The organism is Nocardioides ochotonae, from assembly GCF_011420305.2.
Lineage (GTDB): Bacteria > Actinomycetota > Actinomycetes > Propionibacteriales > Nocardioidaceae > Nocardioides > Nocardioides ochotonae.
Genome location: NZ_CP061769.1, coordinates 3,148,519 through 3,164,572, shown reverse-complemented (window position 1 = coordinate 3,164,572; position 16,054 = coordinate 3,148,519). Strand labels below are relative to the sequence as shown.

The window sequence follows — 16,054 nt, the reverse complement described above, 5'->3', positions numbered from 1 at the left end:
CCGGTCAGTCCTGGTGCTCGATGCGCGGGAAGCGGGCCGTGGCACGCTCGGCGGCGTACGTCGCCTCGAGCTGCTGCGGGTCGGCGTGGGCGACCAGGACCAACGAGCCGTTGCGTGCGAACGGCTCGGTGACGGTGGCGATCCCCGGTGGGGAAGCCGGGTTCGCCACCGAGAGAAGACGGCCGCCGTCGGTGAGAAGTCCACCGGCGGCGGCCGTGCTCCACAGCTGTGCCTGGCTGACCCGGCCGATCGGGAAGTCGGTCGCGACGTCGCCCGGCTGCGCGGGGTCCACGGGGATGAAGGAGTCGGGCTGGGACCAGATCTCCACCCCGACGTCGTGGACGTGCGGCGGCAGCGGGTCGCGGAAGCCCACGCCCAGCGGGAGCAGGGAGCAGGCCAGCACGGGCATCGAGGCCGCGCGCGGGGCCCAGTGCTCCAGGCCCTCGGGGCCGGTGACGACCGCGTCCGCGTCGTCGCCGTCGGTCACCGTGAGGCCGGCGCTCCACGCGGCGCCGAGGAACACCGTGCCCAGCCAGTGCGGCGGCAGGTCGATGCAGAGCCGGTCGCCGCGCTCGAGGTCGTGCTCGTCGACCAGGAGCGAGGCGGCCTTGGCGACCCAGTTGGCATAGGTGGTCACGGAGAGCTCCACCCGCTCCCCGCTGGCGTGGTCGTAGTACGTCACCAGGGGGCGGCCGGCGTCGCGGCGCAGCAGCCCGGCGAGGACACTCGAGAACGTCATCGTCATGCCCCGAGACTAGGGACGGGGGTGGGGTCGGCGCTCGATAGGGTCGGTCCATGCCAGCCATCGACCACTTCTGGGCCGTGATCCCGGCCGGCGGCGCCGGAACCCGGCTCTGGCCGCTCTCGCGGCAGTCCTCACCCAAGTTCCTGCGCGACCTCACCGGAAGCGGGCGCACCCTGCTCCAGGAGACCCACGACCGGCTGGTCCCGCTCGCCGAGGACCGGTTCCTGGTGGTCACCGGTGCGGCGCACCGCGAGGCGGTCGCCGCGCAGCTCGACGACCTGGCCCCCGAGGCGATCCTGGCCGAGCCCTCGGCCCGTGACTCGATGGCCGCCATCGGCCTCGCCGCGGCGATCCTGGAGCGCACCGACCCCGAGGCGGTGATGGGCTCCTTCGCCGCCGACCACGTGATCGACGACCCCGCCGTGTTCGCCGACGCCGTCCGTACGGCCGTCGAGGTGGCGCGGGCCGGCTGGCTGGTGACGCTCGGCATCGAGCCCACCTTCCCCTCCGCGGCGTTCGGCTACATCCACGTCGGTGAGCCGCTGGAGGGTCACCCGGGCGCCGCCGCGGTGCGCGAGTTCGTCGAGAAGCCGACCGTCGAGGTCGCCCGCGGCTACCTCGAGGACGGTGCCCACCGCTGGAACGCCGGCATGTTCGTGGTCCGGCCGCGGGTGCTGCTGGACCTGCTCGCCGAGTGGCACCCGGTCTTCGCCGCCCGCCTGCGCGAGCTCGCCGCGGACCTCTCCCGGCTGGAGGAGATCTGGCCGACGCTGCCGAAGATCGCCCTCGACCACGCGATCGCCGAGCCGGCTGCCGCGGCGGGTCGGGTCGCGACGGTCCCGGCCGCCTTCGGCTGGGACGACATCGGCGACTTCGACTCCCTCGCCACGCTGCTCGACCAGGCGCGCGAGCACGGCGCCGTCGGGACGACCGTGCTGGGCGACGAGGATCTGGTCCACGTGGTGGAGAGCAGCGGCCTGGTGATCCCGCGCGGCGGGCGGATGGTCGCGGTGGTCGGCCTCGACGACATCGTCGTGGTGGACACCCCCGACGCCGTCCTGGTGACCACGCGGGCCCGCGCGCAGCAGGTGAAGCAGGTCGTGAGCGGGCTCCAGCACGCCGGCCGCGGCGACCTGACCTGATCGGCCCCACCGACGCCGAAGGGCCGGCTCCCCGCGGGGAGCCGGCCCTTCGTTGCGTCGTACGTCGTGTCCTGCGGCGCGCCGGGCGCCGCGGACGTCACATCGCGTTGGGCTCGGGGGAGTCCAGGTAGGGGTAGTCCTGCACGAAGCTGTCGAAGGCCTCGCCGCTGACGTCGGAGCAGTACTGCCACACGCCGACCTGCTTGGTCGGGTCGGTCTCGCCGGCGCCGCCCACCGACCAGTGGGTGAAGGCCACGTGGGTGTCCTTCGGCCACTCGCCGCCGTGCTCGGCCTCGTCCTCCGCGGTCCACGGCACGGCCTTGAACTTGTTGCGCAGGTTGGTGGTGCCGGAGAACTTGTCGGCGATCGCGCGGATCTGCGCGATGGTCTCCTTGTCCGCGGCGGCGGTCTCGTCGTACCAGATGATGTTGTAGCCGTGCTCGGAGTTGTGGATCAGCGACTCGAGCTCGGGACGGTCCTCGGCGGTGTAGAACTTGCGGCCCATCGGGTCCGGGGCGAGGTTCGCCTCGTTCCAGTGCGGGCCGAACGCCGGGGGCGACTCGGTGTAGGTGACCTGCTCGCCGCTGGGGCGGTGCTCGTTGCTGCCCTCGGCCGGCTTGGTCACGATGTCCTGGCAGACCGACGCGGGCGCGCCGATGTCGGCGAGCGCGACGTCGGAGTACTGCGACTTCTCACGACTGTCGGCGACGATCGACCACACCGGGTAGGCGAGGACCGCGAGGGCGACGACCACGCAGACCGCGACGATGGCGTAGCCGCGGCGCCGCTCGGCGCCCTTCTGCTTGCGACGGAGTTCGTCGATGACCGCCTGGCGGTCCGACTTGGCTGACTTCTTGGCCACGGGTGAGGCTTCCTCGCGGTCGGTGTGGACGGATGGGGCGCGGACGCCGTGGGCAGTCTACGGACTGGTGGGGCGAAGTCGGACGAGACCGCGCGGTTCGTCGCCACCCGACCGGACCGGCTCGTCCTCGACGCGCCACCCGAAGGCGAAGGCGAGGGCGGCCAGCGCGGGGCCGGCGGCGGACTCCCGCACCGTCACGGCGTCGTCCTCGAGCCGCGCGTCGGCGGGCTCGCCGAGCACCTCGTGGAGGGCGGCGAGGAGCTCCTCGGGCGGGGCCGGGGCACCGAACGGGAGCTGGTCGCCGGGGTCCCCCCGCAGCGCTCGTACGACGGCCTCGCGGGCGCCGTACCCGAACAGGTCGCCGCCCTCGCGGCGAATCAGCGCGGCGGCGCCGGGCCCGTCCGCGCCGACCGGGAGCACCAGATCGGCGCGCCCGCGCACGACGGCGACGGGTCGCCCGCCGAGCTTGCCCTGGGCGAGCTCGGCCAGGCCGGCGATCTCGTCGGCCACCGCAGGCGCCGTGACGGCGAGCGGGTTGCCGTGCGCGTCGTGGCGCCCGGCGAAGCTCTCGGCGACGACCAGGCCCGCGGCGCCGACCGCGATGTCGGTCTGGCCCTCGCGCCAGGCGCGCCCGGCGGTGTCGGTGACGACCACGCCGACGTTGCGCCCGGTCCGCTCGTGGACCGCCGCCCGCAGCGCGCGGGCGGAGGCGTCGGGGTCCTGCGGCAGCAGCACGATCGAGCCGAGCTCGACGTTGGAGGCGTCGATGCCGGCGGCGGCCATGGTCAGGCCGTGGTGGGTGCGCACGATGGTCGTGGGCCCGCGGCGGGCGACCACCCGCGCGGTCTCGCCGGCCAGCGCCTCGTCGCGGTCGCCGGTGCGGACCCGGCCCTCGGCCTTGCTGACCACCTTGCTGGTCACCACGAGGACGTCGCCGTCGGCGAGGTCCACCAGTGGGAGCAGCAGGGCGACCAGGTCGTCACCGGCGCGCACCTCGGGGAGGCCGTCGGGCGCGCACGCCTCGACCCGGCCGCCCGGGCCGGCGGAGTCGTCGGGGAGGCTCACCGGACGAGCTCGACCGCGGCCGCGGCCATCGCCGCGGTGGCATCGACGTCGCTCATCATCAGCGGTACGGCGCGCGCCGCGAGGCCGGCCGCCTGGAGGGCCGGGACGGCGGCGGCGTCACGCTCGTCGACCAGCCAGCCGTCGAGCACGCCGCCGGCCGAGCGGGCGCCGTAGTGCAGGCCGACCGCCTCGGCGCTGACCTCCACGCCGATCGCGGCGAGCATCTGGTCGGCCATGCCGCGCACGTGGCCGCCCCCGACGATGGGAGAGAGACCGACGACGGGTGCCGAGGTCGCGCGCAGCGTCTCCCGGATGCCCGGCACGCCGAGGATCGTGCCGATGCTGACCACCGGGTTGGACGGCGGGACCAGGACCAGGTCGGCGTCGCGGATCGACTCCACGACACCGGGCGCCGGCGTGCAGCTGTCCATGCCGACGAAGACCAGGTCGAGCGCCGGGACGCCGGCGCGCAGCCGGATCCAGTACTCCTGGAAGTGCATCACGGCGCGGCCGCTCGGGGACTCGGGGTCCGCGACCACCACGTGGGTCTCGACACGGTCGTCGGACATCGGCAGCAGGGTGACCCCGGGCTGCCAGCGCTGGCACAGGGCGCGGGTCACCGCGGAGAGCGGGAACCCGGCGTCCAGCATCTGGGTGCGCACCAGGTGCGTGGCCACGTCGCGGTCGCCGAGGCCGAACCAGGTGGGCTCCACGCCGTACGCCGCGAGGTCCTCCTTGACACTCCAGGTCTCGTCGCGCCGGCCCCAGCCACGCTCCGGGTCGATCCCGTCGCCGAGGGTGTACATCACGGTGTCGAGGTCCGGGCAGACCTTCAGACCGTGCACCCAGAGGTCGTCGGCCGTGTTGGCCACGACGGTGACCTCCGCGTCGGGCGCGACTCCGGGCAGGGCGCCGGTGGCGACGCCGTGGAGGAGACCTTGGAGGAATCGGGCGCCGCCCATGCCTCCGGACAGCACCGTGATCTTCTGCATGCGCCTACTGTGCCCGTTCCCCGACCCGTGTGGACCGGTGGGGGTCATACCAGATGAGCGCTTGACTTCCGGTGTACGACAGGCATGTAATTCCCTCAGTGTTAGTCACTGGACGGGACAGTGCACAACCGGGTCGAAAGGGCGAGTGCCGTGAGAGAACTATTTCTCCTCGAGAGCGACGCCGAGGATGCGGGATGGCAGGAGCGGGCGCTCTGCGCGCAGACCGATCCTGAGGCGTTCTTCCCTGAGAAGGGCGGCTCGACGCGGGAGGCCAAGAAGGTCTGCCTGACGTGCGAGGTCCGCCAGGACTGCCTGGAGTCGGCGCTCGAGAACGACGAGCGGTTCGGCATCTGGGGCGGGCTCTCCGAGCGGGAGCGCCGCAAGCTGAAGAAGCAGGCCGTCTAGCGACGACTGCTGACAGTCGCCGAGAGGGAGCCCCGGTCGTCATCGGCCGGGGTCCTCTCGCATTTTCGCCCGCCCTCCGGCCCCGGGTCTAGGGTGGGGCGCCGTGTCCGCTCCCCAGTCTGTCGTCGCCCTGCTCGTGAGCCACGACGGCGAACGGTGGCTCCCGGCGGTCCTGAAGGGCCTTGCCGACCAGACCCACCCGGTCGACCACCTGCTCGCCGTCGACACCGGTAGCAAGGACGAGAGCGTCTCGCTGCTCGAGGACGCGCCCGGTGTCGAGCAGGTGCTGCGCGCCCCCCTCACGACGTCCTTCCCCGCGGCGGTGCGCCTCGGCCTCGCCGCGGTCGCCGAGGCCGGCCTGGACCCCGAGTGGGTCTGGCTGCTGCACGACGACGCGAACCCCGACCCCGGCTGCCTCGCCGCGCTGCTCGCGGCCGCCGAGGCCGACCCCGGCGCCGACCTGCTCGGCCCCAAGCTGCGGGAGTGGCCCTCGCTGCGCCGCCTGCTCGAGCTCGGCGTGACGATCTCCGACACCGGACGCCGCGAGACCGGGCTGGAGCGCGGCGAGTACGACCAGGGCCAGCACGACCAGGTCCGCACCGTGCTCGCGGTCAACACCGCCGGCATGCTGGTGCGCCGCCGGGTCCTGGAGTCCCTGGGCGGCCTGGACGACGCACTCCCGCTGTTCGGCAACGACATCGACCTCGGGTGGCGCGCTGCCCAGGCCGGGCACCGCACGATCGTGGTGCCGCAGGCGGTGGTCTTCCACGCCGAGGCCGCCCACCGCGGCCTGCGTCGTACGCCGCTGACCGGCCGCCACACCCACTACCAGGAGCGCCGCGCCGCGCTCTTCACGCTGCTGGCCAACGCGCCGGGCCGCTCGCTGCCGTTCCGCACGGTGCGCCTGGCCCTCGGAACGGTGCTGCGGGTGCTCGGCTTCCTGCTGGTGCGCGCCGTCGGGGAGGCGCTCGACGAGCTCGCCGCCCTGATCTCCGTCTACGCCCATCCCGGCGAGGTGCGCGCCGCGCGCCGCCGGCGCCGGGAGCAGCGCAGCGGCCCGCCGGCCGACGTCCGCCACCTGCTGGCGCCGCGCTGGCTGCCCTACCGCCACGGCCTGGACTTCCTTGGCGACCTGGTCTCGGCCCTCAGCCTGCAGGCCTCCGACGTGGCCGAGCGACGCCGTCTCGCCGCCGCGGAGGCCGACCCGTCCTCCTTCGCCGCCCGGCGACCCACGCCCAGCGACGAGGACACCCTCGAGGACGACTCGGGGATCGTCGCGCGCTTCGTCACCAACCCGGTCGCGCTGCTCCTCGCGGTGTTCGTCCTGCTCGCGCTCGTCGGCAGCCGTGCGGCGTTCGGCACGCTCGTCGGCGGCGGGCTGTCCCCGGTGCCCTCGGGCGCCGGCGAGTGGTGGCGACTCTGGCTGTCGAGCTGGCACGAGATCGGCTCCGGGACCGCGGTGCCGGCGCCGGCGTACCTCCTGCCGCTCGCGCTGCTCGCCACCCTGCTCCTCGGCAGCGCCAAGGCCGCGGTGACGGCCGTGATGGTGCTCGCCGTGCCGGTCGCGCTCTGGGGCGCCTGGCGCTTCCTGCGCGTCGTGGGCCGCCTGGTCTCCCCGGCCGGCGCGTCGCGCTGGCTGGTGCTGCTCGGCGCCACGACGTACGCGCTGGTGCCGGTGGTGAGCGGTGCCTGGGGCGACGGCCGCCTCGGCGTCGTCGCGTCCGCCGCCGTCCTACCGTGGCTGGCCCACGCCGCGCTCGGCTTCGCCGACCCCGCTGCTCAGCGCCGCTGGCGCGCCGCCTGGCGCACCGGCGTGCTGCTCGCGCTGGTCTCCGCCTTCACCCCCGTCGCCTGGCTGGTGACCGTGGCCGTGGGCCTGGTCGTCGTGGCCGCCGCCGCCCTCGTCGTCCGCTCCGCCGTGCGCGACCGCTCGGTGTGGGGCCCGCCCGCGACCGCCGTCGGGCTGGTCCCGCTGCTGCTGGCGCCCTGGTGGATCCCGGCCGTCGTGGAGTCGGCCGCCGAGGGTCTGCTGCTGGACGTCGGCCGGCTGCCCGGCGCGACCGTCGAGGGCCTCGGGCTGCTCGCCGGCCGCTTCGCGGACCTCGGTGCGCCGCTCGCGGTCGGCCTCGTGCCCGTCGTCCTGGCGGTGCTCGCGCTCGTCCCGCGCGCCACCCGGGTGCCGGTGCTGGTGTGCTGGCTGGTCGCCGTCGTGACCGCCGCGGTCGCCGCCGTGCTCGGCGCCGTGTCCCTCGACCTGGCCGCCGTCACGGTCAGCCCCGGCACCGGCTTCCTGCTCGTGCTGCTGCAGGGCGCGTTCGTCGTGGCGGCCGTGATCGGCGCCCAGGGCCTGCTCGCCCGCGTCGACCGGCCGGAGGGCCCCGCCCCGGTCGCCCGCGGCGCGGTCGCGGTGCTCGCCGTGGTCGCGGCCGCCGTACCGCTGACCGGCCTCGCCTGGTTCGTCGCCGGCGGCGACGCGCACCTCGACGAGGACCCCGCCGGCGGGATCCCGGCGTACATGCTCCAGAGCGCGGAGACCGGTCCCGAGCACGGCATCCTGGTCGTGCGCGGCACCGTCGCGGACGGCCTGACCTACGAGGTACGCCGCGGCGACGGCGTGACTCTCGGCGAGGACGAGATCCTCGACCTGAGCCCCGAGGACACCGGGCTGAGCGACGCGGTCCGTGAGCTCGCCTCCGCCCCGACCCCCGACCTGGTCACCGAGCTGGCCGACCGCGGCATCGAGTACGTCGTGCTCCCGGCGCCCGCCGACGGCGACGTGGCCGCCTCGCTGGACGCGACCGGCGGGCTGCTGGCCGCCAGCGCGGAGGACCGCACCACCCGGGCCTGGCAGGTCGACCGGCCGCTGAGCCCCGACGCGGTCGACGGCCCCACCTCCTGGCTGCGCGTCGCGCTGCTGGTCCTCCAGGGCGTCGCCCTGGTGTGGGTGCTCGTCCTGTGTGCCCCCACGACCAACCGGAGGCGTTCATGAGCCACAACCCCACCGATCGGCCCACTGACCGGCCCACCGATCGGCCCACCGACAGGTCCGCCGGCCGGCGCAGCGCCACCCGACGCGGCCGGTTCGAGGTCACCGCGGTGCTCGCCGTCGTCGCGCCGGTCCTGACCGGCTCGCTGCTGCTGCTCGGCGGCACCGAGGAGGGCGGCGCCGAGCTGGGCGCGCCCGAGGAGACCACGCTGAGCGCCGCGACCCTCGGCTGCCCCGAGGGGCGCAAGGACGGCGACCGGATCCTGGTCGCGACCGACGGCGAGGCGACCGGCGAGGTCCGCGTCGGCCGCGGCGCCGACGCCTCGTCCGTCGAGGTCGGCCCGGAGAGGATCGGGATCGACGGCAGCCGGGCCCCGGTGACCGTCCGGGCCGAGGGCGACCTCGCTCCCGGACTGGTCGCGGGCCGCGTCGGCGGCTCGCCGCTGGGCGCGGCGCAGTGCACGAGCCCCAGCGCGGAGACCTGGTTCACCGGGGTGGGGGCCGGCCCGGAGCACTCCTCCGTCGTCGAGCTCATCAACCCCGGCGGCGGCCGCGCCGTCGCCGACGTCCTGGTCCTCGGCTCCGACGGCCCGGTCGAGGCCGACCAGCTCCTCGGCGTCGTCGTCCCCGGCGGGGACCGGGTCCGCCTGGACCTGGCGGCGCTGCTGCCGCGCACCGACGAGCTGGCGCTGCGGGTGGTGACGACCCGGGGTCGGGTCTCCGCCTCCGTGCTCGACGTCGTCGACCGGATCGGCTCCACCCCGGTGGTCCGCGACTGGCTTCCCGGCCAGGGCACGCCGCAGCGGCGCAGCACCCTGCTCGGCTTGGCCGAGGGCTCCGGCTCCCGCACCCTCGTGGTGGCCAACCCGGGGGAGAGCGAGGCCGTGGCGGAGATCCGGGTGGTGACCCCCGGCTCCACCTTCAGCCCCCGGGACCTCGAGGACGTCCGTGTGCCCCCGCAGTCGGTGGTCCGGGTCTCGGTCGGCGCCCTGCTGGCCTCCGACGCCGCGAAGGACGCCATCGGCCTGGAGCTCGACTCCTCGGCCCCGGTGACCGCCTCGCTGCGCCAGGCGGTCGACGGTGACCTCACCCACGCGGTGCCCCTCGAGCGGATCGAGGAGCCGAGCGCGGTCCTGGTCCCGCGCGGCGCCAGCCGGCTGCTGTTGAGCGGTGCCGAGGCCACCGGGAGCGTCCAGGTCGTCGCCCGCGACGACCGCGGCCGCGAGCTGGCCGCGCGGAGCGTCGAGGTCGAGCGCGACCGCGGCGCGAGCGTGGGCCTGCCCCAGGGCGCGACGTTCGTCAGCATCGCCCCGCGCGGCACCTCGGTGCTCGCCACGGTGGTGGTCAGCGGCGACGGCACCGCGATCGCGGGCTTCGCCCCGCTGGTGCGCGCCGGGCTGGTCCCCGACGTACGCCCCGGGCTGCCGCAGCAGGCAGGCCCTCAGTCCCCGGGCTCGTAGCGGGGGTCGACCGTCGCCGGGTCGATGCCGAGCAGCTCGGCGAGCTGCTCGACCACGAGGGTGAGCACGAGCGCCTCGAGCTCGTCGCGGCCCTCGCAGCGGTGCTCGATCGGGCGGCGGAACAGCACCAGCCGGGTCGGCGCGCCGCCGGTGCCGCGCACCAGCGCGGACAGCGGCACGCCGGCGTCGTCCCAGTCCGCCGGGACGTCGGGGGCGTCCTCCACGGCGTACTCGACGGGGCCGAGGCGGTCCTGCCAGCGCCGGTCGACGTCGGCCACCACGCTCAGCGCGATGGCGTCGAAGCGCTCGCGACGGGTCCGCAGCGCCGGGCGTCCGGGAGTGGTGGGGACCACCCCGGGGCCGCGCATCCCGCGGCCACGCCGGTCGCGGCGTCGCGGTCGCCCGGACACGTCCGGAAGAGTCCGCTCATCCACGCCGCGAGCCTAGCCCGATCCGTCGGAGCCGGACGGTAGGTTGACGCCTGTGAGTTCCAGCCGTCGTTGTTCGCGCACCGCCTGTGGTCGCTCGGCGGTCAACACCCTCACCTACGTCTACGCCGACCAGACGGCCGTGCTGGGCCCGCTCGCGACCTACGCCGAGCCGCACGCCTACGACCTGTGCGACGTGCACAGCGAGCGGCTGTCGGCGCCGCGTGGCTGGGAGGTGCTGCGCCTGGCCCCGGACCCCGCCGCGCAGGGTCCCACCGAGGACGACCTGCTCGCCCTGGCCGACGCGGTCCGCGAGGCGGCGCGTCCGCTGCCGCCGCAGCGACCCGCGCCCGCGCAGGAGACCGGGCGTGAGGTCACGCGCCGGGGCCACCTCCGCGTCCTCAGCAACGACTGAGGCACTAGGGTCTGGCGCATGGCCGACACCCTCGACCCGCAGTCCGTGCACGCCATCTTCAAGGCGTACGACGTGCGGGGCACCGTGCCCGACCAGCTCGACGAGCGGCTCGCCCGCGCGACGGGCCAGGCGTTCGTCGACGTGGTGGGCGCGACGACTGTCGTGGTCGGCCACGACATGCGCCCCAGCTCACCGGGCATGGCCGCGGCGTTCGCCGAGGGCGCGGCCGCCGCCGGCGCCGACGTGATCAAGATCGGCCTGGCCTCCACCGACCAGCTCTACTTCGCCTCCGGCCACCTCGGGCACCCCGGCGCGATGTTCACCGCGAGCCACAACCCGGCGCAGTACAACGGCATCAAGCTGTGCCGCTCCCACGCCCAGCCGATCGGCCTGGACACCGGGCTCGCGGAGATCCGGGACCGGGTGCTGTCCGGCGCCGGTCCGGCCGAGGGCACGGTCCGGGGCACCATCACCGAGCAGGACGTGCTCGCCGCCTACGCCGACCACCTGCTCACCCTGGCGCCGGTCACCGGGCGCCCGCTCAAGGTCGTGGTCGACGCCGGCAACGGCATGGCCGGCCACACCGCGCCGGCCGTCTTCGCGGGCCTCGGCGACCTGATCGAGGTGGTGGCCATGTACTTCGAGCTCGACGGCACCTTCCCGAACCACGAGGCCAACCCGATCGAGGCCGAGAACCTGCGCGACCTGCAGGCCCGCGTGCTCGCCGAGGGCGCGGACGTCGGGCTCGCCTTCGACGGCGACGCCGACCGCTGCTTCCTGGTCGACGAGCGCGGCGAGGCCGTGTCGCCGTCCACGCTGACCGCGCTGATCGCGGCCCGCGAGCTGGCCAAGGAGCCGGGCGCGACGGTCATCCACAACGTGATCACCAGCCGCTCGGTGCCCGAGATCGTGACCGAGCTCGGCGGCACCCCGGTCCGCACCCGCGTCGGGCACTCCTTCATCAAGGCCCGGATGGCCGAGACCGACGCGATCTTCGGCGGCGAGCACAGCGGCCACTTCTACTTCCGTGACTTCTGGCGCGCCGACTCCGGGATGCTCGCCGCGCTGCACGCGCTGGCGGCGCTGGCCGAGACCGACCAGACCCTGTCCCAGCTGCTCGCGGCCTACGAGCGCTACCCGCTCAGCGGGGAGATCAACTCCGAGGTCGCCGACCAGGCAGGGGTGATCGCCGCGCTCGAGGCCGAGTACGCCGGCCTCGACCAGGTCACCACCGACCGTCTCGACGGTCTGAGCGTCACCCACCCCGACTGGGCGTTCAACGTCCGGCCGTCCAACACCGAGCCGCTGCTGCGCCTGAACGCCGAGGGCAAGGACCTCGCGACGATGGCCGCAGTCCGCGACGAGGTCCTCACGAAGATCCGGAGCAACTGATGAGCACCTCCCTCGACCCCGCCCTGCTCGCCATCGTGGTGTGCCCGGGCTGTCACGGCGACCTCGAGCAGGTCACCACCGACGCCGACCTGGAGCTGGCCTGCCGGGGCGAGTGCGGCCTGGTCTACCCGGTCCGCGACGGCATCCCGGTCCTGCTCGTCGACGAAGCCCGCAAGCCGGCCTGAGCTCGCCGTGGCGACCTGGTTCGACGAGTCCCGCCTGGACGACCAGACCGCGCTGGGCGCCGCCGACCTGCGGCTGCGCACCCTCGCCGAGACCGGCGCGCGGGTGCGCCGGGAGGCCGGTGACGCAGCGTCCGCGGTCGCCGAGGCGGTGCAGCGCAGCTCCGAGCAGTCGCGTCCGCGCGCGGTGATCGCCGCCGGGCCGGACTCGCGGCTGCTGCGTGCGGTCCTCGAGCCGTGGTGCCCGGTGCCGTTCGTCGCCTGGCCGGGGCCGGCGCTGCCGGGCTGGGCCGGGAGCCTGGACCTGGTCGTCGTGCTGTGCCCCGAGGGGTCGGACTCCGGCAGCGCCTCCGCGGTCGCCGAGGCGGCCCGCCGTGGCTGCCAGGCGGTCGTCGCCACCCGGCCGGGCTCCATGGTCGCCGAGCACGCCGCCGGGCGCTGGACCACGGTCCTGCCGACGACCACCAGCGACCAGCTCGCGGCCGCGGTGGTGATGCTGACCTACCTCGACGGTGTCTCGCTGGGCCCGCGCACCGACGCCGAGCAGGTCGCCCGCGCCCTGGACGACGTCGCGATCGCCTGCTCCCCGAACCGCGACCTCGCGGTCAACCCGGCCAAGATGCTCGCGATCGCGCTGGCCGACTCCATCCCGCTGGTGTGGGGCGGGTCGGTCCTGGCCGCCCGCGCCGCGCGCCGGGTGGCGGAGTCGATCCGCCGCGCGAGCGGGCGCACCGCGCTGGCCGGTGACGCCGAGCACCTGCTGCCGGTGATCGAGGCGGCGCGCCAGCGCGACGTTTTCGCCGACCCGGTGGACGGCGGCGTCGACCGGCGCCCCACGCTGCTGGTCCTCGACGACGGGACCGAGGAGCCGGTCGTGCTGGAGCAGCGCACCCGGCTGCTCGCCGCCGCGGCGGCCCGCGGCGTACGCGTCGAGACGGTGACGACCGAGGCGCCCAGCGAGGTGGCGCGCTACGCCTCGCTGCTGCTGAGCGGCACCTACACCGCGGAGTACCTGCGCCTGGGGCTGGTGGAGGACTAGTCGTCCGGGGCCCGGGTACCGGTCCGCGGTGTCCGACTCGGAGAGCAGGCCCGCACGTGGGCCGATGAGCCCAGCCTCGAACCCAGTCCCGAGCGCCCCCGCGCGCGACCCGTGGTTCGACAACGCCAAGATGGCCCTGGTGACCCTCGTGGTCGTCGGGCACGCCTGGGTGCTGCTCGAGCCGTCACCGCTGCGTGACCACCTCTACGACTTCCTCTACGCCTGGCACGTGCCGGCGTTCGTCTTCGTCACCGGCCATCTCTCCCGCTCCTTCACCTGGGAGCGGCGCCGGCTGTGGCAGCTGGTGCGCACGGTCGCGGTGCCGTACGTCGTGTTCGAGTGCGCGATCGCGCTGTTCCGCATCCATGTCGGGGGAGAGGAGATGGACAATCTCTTCCGCGACCCGCACTGGCCGATGTGGTACCTCGCCGCGCTCTTCTTCTGGCGCCTGCTGACCCCGGTCTTCGTCGACATGCGCGGTGGCCTGGTGGTGGCCGTGGCGATCAGCCTGCTGGCCGGCAACTGGGCGGGGGACACCCTGGACATCGCCCGGGTGCTGGGGCTGCTGCCGTTCTTCGTGATGGGGCTGAAGGCGACACCGGAGCGCCTCGAGCTGCTGCGCCAGCGGTGGGTGCAGGTGAGCGGCGTCGTGGTGCTGCTCGCGATCCTCGTGGCGACCCGGTGGACCGACTCCTGGGCCAGCACCGAGTGGTTCTACTACCGGGCGCTGTACGACGAGGTCGCCGACACGACCCTCGAGGCGACGCTCACCCGGGCGCTGCTGCTCCTCGTCGGCACCCTCGGTGCGTGGGCGTTCTTCGCGCTGGTGCCCCGTGGTGGTGGCTGGTTCGCCCGGATGGGGGCCTGGTCGCTGGTGGTCTACCTCTTCCACGGCTTCGCGGTGAAGGGTGCGGGCTACGCCGGTTGGGGCGAGGTGTCCTTCCCGGGCCCCACGGTCGCGGTCGCGGTGACGACGCTCGCGTCGGTCGCGGTGGCCCTGCTGCTGGCCTGCCGGCCGGTGGCCGGACTGCTCAACCACGCCGTCGATCCGTTCGGGTCGGCGCAGCGTCAGGTCGACCTCGCCGTGGAGGCGACTGCAGCCCGTCAGGAGGCCGAGGTCATCGCGGGGGCGGTGCTGGAGGCCGCGGTCGCCGGCGGGGCTACTCTTCGGCCCATGCACGCTGAGGGCCAGAACCCGCACCGAGACCTGGACGTCCGATCGTGAGCGGCGGTCTCTTCGCGCTCCTCGACGACGTGGCGGTGCTGGCCCGGATGGCCGCCGCCTCGATCGACGACGTCGGCGCCGCCGCAGGGCGGGCGACCATGAAGGCCGCCGGGGTCGTCGTCGACGACACCGCCGTCACGCCGCAGTACGTCCACGGCGTCGCCGCCGAGCGCGAGCTGCCGATCATCAAGCGGATCGCGATCGGCTCGATCCGCAACAAGGTCCTGATCATCCTCCCGGTGGCGCTGCTGCTCAGCGAGTTCCTGCCGTGGCTGCTCACCCCGATCCTGATGCTCGGCGGCACCTACCTGGCCTTCGAGGGCGCGGAGAAGGTGTGGGGCTGGATCCGCGGGCACGACGCCCACGCCGCCCCGGTCGCCACCCTCGGCAAGGACGCCGAGGAGACGATGGTCTCCGGCGCGATCCGCACCGACCTGATCCTCTCGGCGGAGATCATGGTGATCTCGCTCAACGAGGTGGCGGACGAGAGCTTCTGGTCGCGCCTGGTGATCCTGCTCGTCGTGGCCGCGGCCATCACCGTCGTCGTGTACGGCGTGGTCGCCCTGATCGTGAAGATGGACGACGTCGGCCTGCACCTGGCCGAGCGCAGGTCCGCCTTCGCCCAGTCGGTGGGCCGCGGGCTGGTGCGCGGGATGCCGGTGCTGCTCTCGGTCATCTCCGTCGTCGGCACCATCGCGATGCTCTGGGTCGGCGGGCACATCCTGCTCGTCGGGCTCGACGAGCTCGGCTGGCACCCGCCGTACGAGCTCGTGCACCACCTCGAGGAGGAGGTCCACCACGCGGTGTCCGGCGTCGGCGCCGTCCTGGGCTGGCTGGTCAACACGGCCTGCTCCGCGGTCTTCGGGATCGTCGTCGGCGCGGTCGTGGTGGCGGTCGTGCACCTGCTGCCGTCGCGCTCGAAGAAGCCGGCGGCGCACTGAGTCCGACGACTGAGTACGCGTACGGATGCGGCCAGGCAGCCGGGGCGTCGAGGATGGGCACATGAAGAAGCCTCTTGTCCTCACCCTCTCGATCCTCGGCGGCCTGGTCGCCCTCACCGCGCTCTCGGTCGGCGCCTTCGCCGCCTACCTCGCGATCAGCGGCACGCCGCTGATCGACGAGTGGACGTGCAAGGACGGCGAGGCCCCGGTGCTGTGGGACGACGGCCCGGGCTCGTTCTGCGAGGTCGAGGGTCGTGAGCTGCCGGCCGGCACGCACTGGGACCCGCTCGGCAACCGTCCCCTGGAGTGCGAGGACCGTTGGGGCTGGGTGCAGGTCGTCCCGACCGGTCCGGGCTCGGGCGGCGAGTCGGCCTGCTACCCCGAGGACGAGGAGATTCCCGAGGGCTGGCAGCGCGCCGACGCCGGGGCGTGAGCCCGGGCCGCGCACCGGATCCGGTGCGCGACGTGGTGGGGACCGTTAGCGTCGGTCCATGGTGTCCCCGCTCAGCACCGAGCTCGACCCGGCGCTGCCCTCCGCCCTCGAGATCACCGTCGTGGTCGTGTCGCTGACCTCGCTCGTGCTCACGGTGGTGACGGTGGTGCTCGCGATCGTGCAGATCCGCCGGCGGCGCACCACCACCACCGTCGGTCTCCTGGTGATCGTGGTCGCGCTGCTGCTCCCGATCGTCGGCGCCATCATCGGCCTGTTCGTCCTCGCCCCCGATCGCCGCGCGGGACCACCCGCCGGTACGGGCTGAGCCCCGTGGTCCGGGTC

General features: G+C 74.5%; 17 protein-coding genes. 12 read left to right on the top strand and 5 right to left on the bottom strand.

All coding sequences use genetic code 11. The features are described 5' to 3' along the window. Positions 1 to 4: 4 nt before the first annotated feature. Entirely contained in the window at positions 5 to 745 is a 741-nt protein-coding gene (locus HBO46_RS15355) for a TIGR03089 family protein (protein WP_166133244.1), read from the bottom strand. A 50-nt stretch (positions 746 to 795) separates the two neighbouring features. Here HBO46_RS15355 and HBO46_RS15350 point away from each other — a divergent pair, with 50 nt between their 5' ends. After that, on the top strand, positions 796 to 1,887 hold the full coding sequence (locus HBO46_RS15350) for a mannose-1-phosphate guanylyltransferase (RefSeq protein ID WP_166133242.1): 1,092 nt from the start codon (positions 796 to 798) through the stop codon (positions 1,885 to 1,887). Positions 1,888 to 1,984: 97 nt separating this feature from the next. On the opposite strand, the gene HBO46_RS15345 is transcribed toward HBO46_RS15350, so the two are convergent. Genes HBO46_RS15345 through cofD form a run of 3 tightly spaced genes read right to left on the bottom strand, consistent with a single transcriptional unit; the run spans position 1,985 to position 4,806 of the window. After that, positions 1,985 to 2,749, bottom strand: a complete 765-nt coding sequence (locus tag HBO46_RS15345; RefSeq protein WP_166133240.1) for a DUF3105 domain-containing protein — start codon at positions 2,747 to 2,749, stop codon at positions 1,985 to 1,987. A 57-nt stretch (positions 2,750 to 2,806) separates the two neighbouring features. Beyond that, positions 2,807 to 3,814: a coenzyme F420-0:L-glutamate ligase gene (gene cofE, locus HBO46_RS15340; protein WP_166133238.1), complete on the bottom strand. Its 1,008-nt coding sequence runs from the start codon at positions 3,812 to 3,814 to the stop codon at positions 2,807 to 2,809. Continuing rightward, the gene (gene cofD / locus HBO46_RS15335; RefSeq protein WP_166133236.1) at positions 3,811 to 4,806 is read right to left on the bottom strand and encodes a 2-phospho-L-lactate transferase; all 996 of its coding nucleotides are present in this window, start codon (positions 4,804 to 4,806) and stop codon (positions 3,811 to 3,813) included. The genes cofE and cofD overlap by 4 nt, the downstream gene beginning before the upstream one ends. Positions 4,807 to 4,956: 150 nt before the next feature. On the opposite strand from cofD, the gene HBO46_RS15330 reads away from it, so the two are divergent. The 3 genes from HBO46_RS15330 to HBO46_RS15320 all read left to right on the top strand — a co-directional run bounded on the left by HBO46_RS15330 (position 4,957) and on the right by HBO46_RS15320 (position 9,657). Further along, positions 4,957 to 5,211, top strand: coding sequence for a WhiB family transcriptional regulator (locus HBO46_RS15330; RefSeq protein WP_166133234.1), 255 nt, complete (start codon positions 4,957 to 4,959; stop codon positions 5,209 to 5,211). A 103-nt stretch (positions 5,212 to 5,314) separates the two neighbouring features. After that, positions 5,315 to 8,200 carry a glycosyltransferase family 2 protein gene (locus HBO46_RS15325; protein WP_166133232.1) on the top strand — a complete coding sequence of 962 codons (2,886 nt, stop codon included), beginning with the start codon at positions 5,315 to 5,317 and terminating at the stop codon, positions 8,198 to 8,200. Further along, positions 8,197 to 9,657: a DUF5719 family protein gene (locus tag HBO46_RS15320; protein WP_166133230.1), complete on the top strand. Its 1,461-nt coding sequence runs from the start codon at positions 8,197 to 8,199 to the stop codon at positions 9,655 to 9,657. The genes HBO46_RS15325 and HBO46_RS15320 overlap by 4 nt, the downstream gene beginning before the upstream one ends. Here the strand turns inward: HBO46_RS15320 and HBO46_RS15315 are convergent. Continuing rightward, a complete protein-coding gene (locus tag HBO46_RS15315) occupies positions 9,639 to 10,091 on the bottom strand; it encodes a metallopeptidase family protein (RefSeq protein WP_224769125.1) in 453 nt (150 codons plus the stop codon). The two genes, HBO46_RS15320 and HBO46_RS15315, sit on opposite strands and share 19 nt — an antisense overlap. A gap of 49 nt (positions 10,092 to 10,140) precedes the next feature. Between HBO46_RS15315 and HBO46_RS15310 the strand changes: the two genes are divergently transcribed. From HBO46_RS15310 to HBO46_RS15275, 8 genes are all read left to right on the top strand, one after another. Beyond that, positions 10,141 to 10,500 (top strand): DUF3499 domain-containing protein, encoded by a 360-nt coding sequence (locus tag HBO46_RS15310; protein WP_166133228.1) that lies wholly within the window; start codon positions 10,141 to 10,143, stop codon positions 10,498 to 10,500. A gap of 18 nt (positions 10,501 to 10,518) precedes the next feature. Next, positions 10,519 to 11,892, top strand: a complete 1,374-nt coding sequence (locus tag HBO46_RS15305; protein WP_166133226.1) for a phosphomannomutase/phosphoglucomutase — start codon at positions 10,519 to 10,521, stop codon at positions 11,890 to 11,892. Continuing rightward, complete coding sequence (locus HBO46_RS15300; RefSeq protein ID WP_153324632.1) at positions 11,892 to 12,077, top strand: Trm112 family protein; 186 nt, start codon at positions 11,892 to 11,894, stop codon at positions 12,075 to 12,077. Before HBO46_RS15305 ends, HBO46_RS15300 begins: the two co-directional genes overlap by 1 nt. A gap of 7 nt (positions 12,078 to 12,084) precedes the next feature. Beyond that, on the top strand, positions 12,085 to 13,113 hold the full coding sequence (locus HBO46_RS15295; protein WP_166133224.1) for an SIS domain-containing protein: 1,029 nt from the start codon (positions 12,085 to 12,087) through the stop codon (positions 13,111 to 13,113). A gap of 64 nt (positions 13,114 to 13,177) precedes the next feature. Continuing rightward, positions 13,178 to 14,338, top strand: coding sequence for an acyltransferase family protein (locus HBO46_RS15290; RefSeq protein ID WP_166133222.1), 1,161 nt, complete (start codon positions 13,178 to 13,180; stop codon positions 14,336 to 14,338). Next, complete coding sequence (locus HBO46_RS15285; protein ID WP_166133220.1) at positions 14,335 to 15,279, top strand: DUF808 domain-containing protein; 945 nt, start codon at positions 14,335 to 14,337, stop codon at positions 15,277 to 15,279. Before HBO46_RS15290 ends, HBO46_RS15285 begins: the two co-directional genes overlap by 4 nt. A 61-nt stretch (positions 15,280 to 15,340) precedes the next feature. Further along, positions 15,341 to 15,712, top strand: a complete 372-nt coding sequence (locus tag HBO46_RS15280) for a hypothetical protein (RefSeq protein WP_166133218.1) — start codon at positions 15,341 to 15,343, stop codon at positions 15,710 to 15,712. Between the two features lie 58 nt (positions 15,713 to 15,770). After that, positions 15,771 to 16,037, top strand: a complete 267-nt coding sequence (locus HBO46_RS15275; protein ID WP_166133216.1) for a hypothetical protein — start codon at positions 15,771 to 15,773, stop codon at positions 16,035 to 16,037. The last annotated feature ends 17 nt before the right edge of the window (positions 16,038 to 16,054 follow it).

Coding starts and splice junctions, on each gene's coding strand:
- HBO46_RS15355 (WP_166133244.1), bottom strand. CDS start 745: ATGACGATGACGTTCTCGAGTGTCCTCGCCGGGCTGCTGCGCCGCGAC.
- HBO46_RS15350 (WP_166133242.1), top strand. CDS start 796: ATGCCAGCCATCGACCACTTCTGGGCCGTGATCCCGGCCGGCGGCGCC.
- cofD (WP_166133236.1), bottom strand. CDS start 4,806: ATGCAGAAGATCACGGTGCTGTCCGGAGGCATGGGCGGCGCCCGATTC.
- HBO46_RS15320 (WP_166133230.1), top strand. CDS start 8,197: ATGAGCCACAACCCCACCGATCGGCCCACTGACCGGCCCACCGATCGG.
- HBO46_RS15305 (WP_166133226.1), top strand. CDS start 10,519: ATGGCCGACACCCTCGACCCGCAGTCCGTGCACGCCATCTTCAAGGCG.
- HBO46_RS15300 (WP_153324632.1), top strand. CDS start 11,892: ATGAGCACCTCCCTCGACCCCGCCCTGCTCGCCATCGTGGTGTGCCCG.
- HBO46_RS15290 (WP_166133222.1), top strand. CDS start 13,178: ATGAGCCCAGCCTCGAACCCAGTCCCGAGCGCCCCCGCGCGCGACCCG.
- HBO46_RS15280 (WP_166133218.1), top strand. CDS start 15,341: ATGAAGAAGCCTCTTGTCCTCACCCTCTCGATCCTCGGCGGCCTGGTC.
- HBO46_RS15275 (WP_166133216.1), top strand. CDS start 15,771: ATGGTGTCCCCGCTCAGCACCGAGCTCGACCCGGCGCTGCCCTCCGCC.